Origin of the sequence: Gelidibacter sp. (assembly GCF_035515035.1) — a bacterium.
In the GTDB taxonomy this organism is placed as follows: Bacteria; Bacteroidota; Bacteroidia; order Flavobacteriales; family Flavobacteriaceae; genus Gelidibacter.
Map to the genome: position 1 here is coordinate 1 of NZ_DATJCA010000028.1, position 4,187 is coordinate 4,187.

General features: G+C 41.0%; 6 protein-coding genes. 2 read left to right on the forward strand and 4 right to left on the reverse strand.

Annotated elements, in window-relative coordinates:
* The 4 genes from VLZ86_RS02255 to VLZ86_RS02270 all read right to left on the reverse strand — a co-directional run.
* The coding region (locus VLZ86_RS02255) for a MauE/DoxX family redox-associated membrane protein (RefSeq protein ID WP_325448293.1) at positions 1 to 451 on the reverse strand (451 nt) is incomplete at its 3' end.
* A gap of 118 nt (positions 452 to 569) precedes the next feature.
* Positions 570 to 1,331, reverse strand: coding sequence for an AraC family transcriptional regulator (locus VLZ86_RS02260; protein WP_325448295.1), 762 nt, complete (start codon positions 1,329 to 1,331; stop codon positions 570 to 572).
* Between the two features lie 15 nt (positions 1,332 to 1,346).
* Complete coding sequence (locus VLZ86_RS02265; RefSeq protein WP_325448297.1) at positions 1,347 to 1,514, reverse strand: hypothetical protein; 168 nt, start codon at positions 1,512 to 1,514, stop codon at positions 1,347 to 1,349.
* Positions 1,514 to 1,879 (reverse strand): hypothetical protein, encoded by a 366-nt coding sequence (locus VLZ86_RS02270; protein ID WP_325448299.1) that lies wholly within the window; start codon positions 1,877 to 1,879, stop codon positions 1,514 to 1,516. Before VLZ86_RS02270 ends, VLZ86_RS02265 begins: the two co-directional genes overlap by 1 nt.
* Positions 1,880 to 2,521: 642 nt before the next feature.
* On the opposite strand from VLZ86_RS02270, the gene VLZ86_RS02275 reads away from it, so the two are divergent.
* Together VLZ86_RS02275 and VLZ86_RS02280 are read left to right on the forward strand one after the other, a co-directional pair.
* On the forward strand, positions 2,522 to 2,719 hold the full coding sequence (locus VLZ86_RS02275; protein WP_325448301.1) for a hypothetical protein: 198 nt from the start codon (positions 2,522 to 2,524) through the stop codon (positions 2,717 to 2,719).
* A gap of 760 nt (positions 2,720 to 3,479) precedes the next feature.
* The coding region (locus VLZ86_RS02280) for a hypothetical protein (protein WP_325448303.1) at positions 3,480 to 4,187 on the forward strand (708 nt) is incomplete at its 3' end.

The window sequence follows — 4,187 nt, forward strand, 5'->3', positions numbered from 1 at the left end:
CTCCCAAAACCCAGAACTTCTTTCGGCCTTTCTCTAAAAAAGACCATAATAAGTAGCCTGAAAGCAAAACAAACACCCCATTAAATATCAAATGCTCTGTCCACCCCAAGGTCTCCAATACCCCACCACAAGAACAAGGCACAAAATCAGTAAAGTTCAGGATGATAACTATATAAGTCGTAAACATGACCATCATGGCAAAAAAACCATATAGAGCAATACGTTTGGTGCGCTTAAACACTAAGAGAAGCGATATAAGCAACTCCAACAATGGCACTCCAATGGCTACCGGTTTGGCATAAGCACTCAATAACGGAGATTGCCCCAACTGGGTTTCAAAAGTTTCAAAATCCATCAATTTGCTTACGGCGGCATACACAAATAAGAACGCACACAAATAAATGCCAATCTCTACGAAGTAGTTTCTCAATATGTTCCATTTCAATTTCATAACCTGAATCTTAAGTAGGAATAAAATTCGTGAATTGTAATGTTTTCAAAAGGATAACCGATAGTCTCAGAGGGAGTAGAATCAATTTGAATCTTGAATCTTAAATTTTGAATCGGGATTACTTCCTCAAAGCCATCGGCGTGACGCCATATTGCTTTTTAAATGCTTTCGAAAAATGGGACATGTTTTTAAAGCCGATCATTTGAGCAATTCCTTTCACCGGCAGGCTTGTATTCTGCAGTAGCATTCTGGCTCGTTTTAAGCGCTCTTGGGTCAAAAAACGGTAAACAGAAGTACCATACAATTGCTTAAAGCCATTTTTTAATTTGTGCTCATTGGTACCAAATTCATGGGCCAAAACCCGTAACCCAGGAAGCGGTTGTGAAATGTTCTGGAGAATACAGTCCCGGACGCTCTGAATAATTCGAACATCCTTTTCATTGGATAGTTTAAAGCGAGGGTTTGATTTCACACGAGATCTTAAATCTCCTGATGCTAATAGGGCCTTGATTCTATCTTCTATAAACAATCTGTTCAGTGAAGTCTCAAAGGTGGTCACCAAAATAAAAGATACAGACCATTCCTCTATGAAAACGGTACTAAAAGCACAAGTGCATCTTTTGGTTAACGCCCCCTGAACCTTAAAAGAAAGGTCATGTATCCCGTGATAATTACCCTTATAAAGTAGATCGCGCGCAATCAATTGCCAGCTTGACAATGATTCTGCCGTTAACAGATCAGAAAAAGGAGCCTTTATTAACACATCAAATTCCTGTCCCAATAACGTATGAACGGTGTTGTTGACATACCGCACTTGAAAACCGGTATCCAGAACAAATAGCATATGTACATATTCCTTGATGGCCTCCGGCGAATCCAAATACCCTACATACCGCTAGGTATCGGCCAGCTCCTCCACCAGAAGGTTGGTCGTCATAAGCACCAATTCAATATCATCATCTTCCTCTGAACGTTCTATTTGATAGGATCCCCCTCCAACAATCAATGTCATGAGCAACCGTTGGATTTGCTGTAGTCGATGTTTATTAAACGGACTTTGCATCAGCGATAGGATTTTAGAAAATGCATAGCCTCATATTGGTTTTCAAACAACTGAGTCGGAATGAGCGGTTTGCTCCGGTGGATATAAACACGCAATAGCGCCTCTATAATCGCTCTTGTGTCAACCATTGCTACAGCTTTTAATAAAAACGAACCTTCATTCGCAAGATAATCCCGTGCCGATTTATCAGCATCCTTTATACCTTGAAGATTGCACAATACCGGATAACAAACGTCTTGTTGATAATGAAGTCGCTCATTTACCACAATTTTTGCCGTACTATAATCAAGGATAGGAAGTGGTTTATATACAAAAATAAGAATGCCATCTGCCATCCAAATTTTAGAGTAAGTGGTCTCTTTCATAAGCATGAAGATTGATTGGAGCCTCTAACTTATGAAAAAAACCAATCCGTTTAACGCAAAAAACTCATAACACTTTTTAAATCAAAGTTTTACAGGAAATTAAGCTGGTTTTTTGCTCTAAGGGAGATTTTCTATTCCCAAAGGGATTAACAAGGAAAAATGATATCTCATAATTATAAACATCACATATTATTTTATAGTTTCCACTACAGAATTAGATTACTTATAAACAACAATAACCTGATAACCAATTATTCTGCAATAACAATAGCTTAAAAAACACCTAACAAAAAGATTTAAAAAAGATTCCTAAACCCAAACCTAATCCTGCTCCCATGACTAAATCAAAAACCTACCCATCCGACTACCTGCCCGTCCACCTACCCGGCGGCGCATAGGTAAAGCTAAACACAAGACCGACCATCCGTAACTTTCGAGGAAAATGTATTCCGAAAACTCTAAACGGATCACTGCCAACTGCTGCCTATCAACTGAAGACTGTTGACTGCTGACTGAAGACTGCCAACTGCCGACTCGCCCGAACGTATCATTTTCTACTGGAATTAGTTCGGGCCAACGGTACGGGCGGGCTGCCGACCGCAGACTGCCATTAACTTTTTCACTTTAAAAAATAATCTTCTGATGCAAAGAATTTGTATTTACAGTAAGGATATTTGTTGGATAACGGGAAAGAGCGAACGTTATGCAAGAGACATTATGCGCGACATTCGGCTACTGCACAAAAAAAAGAAACACCAATTGATCACCATTGCCGAAGCATGCGATTATTTGGGATTGCCGTATGATCAGGTCTGCGACCTGCTCAACCGAAGAACATAACATCGCTGGCGCGGGCCTCCCACTCGTGTCCATACTTTCCTTTTTTCAGAAAAACAACCCAAGACTGCATTCTTCGTAGCCATAACGTAGGCGGAAAGACTGAAAACTGTGACTGAAGACTGCCTACTGCAGACTGAATACTGCATACTGCTTAACCGCTGGCGCGTGCTTCCCCGCCCATGAATGTTGACCGTCATTCGTTATTCAAAATCAAAACTCTTCATTCGTTAATCGTTAATCGTTAATTAAAACCTGTTTAACTCTAAACCCTGAACTCTGATGAACTTCCCTGATTAGCGTTGACCGTTATTCGTCATTCAAAATCAAAACTCTTCAATCGTTAATCGTTAATTAAAAACTGTTTAACTCTGAACAACCAATCTCCCCCATAGATACTCTATAGATACTCCATAGATACTCCATGGATAGAGCATGGCACAAGCAATTCGGCAAAAAGGGTAATAAATGGTAAAAAACGGCAAATTTGAAAAATGTGGCAAGAATGAGTTAGGGATACAAAAAACTAAAAACTACATCAAAAAGGAGATAAAACTGAAGAACCATTCCATTTCAGCAACAAACCGCCATAGCGGCAACAATGGTAAACCACCAAAGAGCTTTCCCAATAATTTAGCCTCGGATCCAAACCTGGATATATAAAAACAGCGGCCGATGTTTTGCGCGCCCAGGTGCTGGATACCAAACAAACAAATTGTATAATCCGAGGACAATAAATCCTGTCCTCACAAAAATTAAAATTATGGCAAAATTAAAAAGCTTAATCAAGGTCGAAGGAACTCTGGACGACCTTACCTTTTACAAGGGCAGAGAAGGGTATTTAGTACGCACCAAAGGTGGCGTAAGCAAATCACGAATGGCTAAAGATCCAGCGTTTGCAAGAACCCGTGAAAATGGTTCAGAATTTGGAATGGCAGCAACCAGCGGAAAAATGCTGAGGCGCGCCATTCTGGATCTGATGGTCGATGCAAAGGACGGTTTGGTAACTTCACGACTGACCCGTGTAATGTCATTGGTCAAAAACGAAGATGCCATCAGTCCACGCGGCGAACGCAATGTGGCTGTGGGAATTACCACACCACAAGGGCAATTGGCCTTAAGAGGCTTTAACTTCAACAACAGAGCCATTTTGAGCGCTGTGGTATTGTCGGACATCAATTTGGACACAGCAACGGGCGAGATAGTGATCGCCGATTTTACGCCTGCCCAAAGAATGTATGCTCCGGAAGGTTCCACCCATGTAAGTCTAATCTCAGGATTCCTGAATATAGACTTCACTACGGGCGACAAGGACCTGAGGTTAAGTCCGATTACAAACTTGCCTATTGATCACACCACGGCAACAGTAACCTTGACGCCTTCCGCAGTTCCTATTGGAGCAGGGGCACAATGTTATTTTCTGAAGGTGGCGTTTTATCAAGAAGTCAACGGTATCCAGTACCCATTGAAC

What these genes read in the sequence shown, in the direction of transcription:
- VLZ86_RS02265 (WP_325448297.1), bottom strand. Translation starts at nt 1,514, where the DNA reads ATGCAAAGTCCGTTTAATAAACATCGACTACAGCAAATCCAACGGTTG.
- VLZ86_RS02270 (WP_325448299.1), bottom strand. Translation starts at nt 1,879, where the DNA reads ATGAAAGAGACCACTTACTCTAAAATTTGGATGGCAGATGGCATTCTT.
- VLZ86_RS02275 (WP_325448301.1), top strand. Translation starts at nt 2,522, where the DNA reads ATGCAAAGAATTTGTATTTACAGTAAGGATATTTGTTGGATAACGGGA.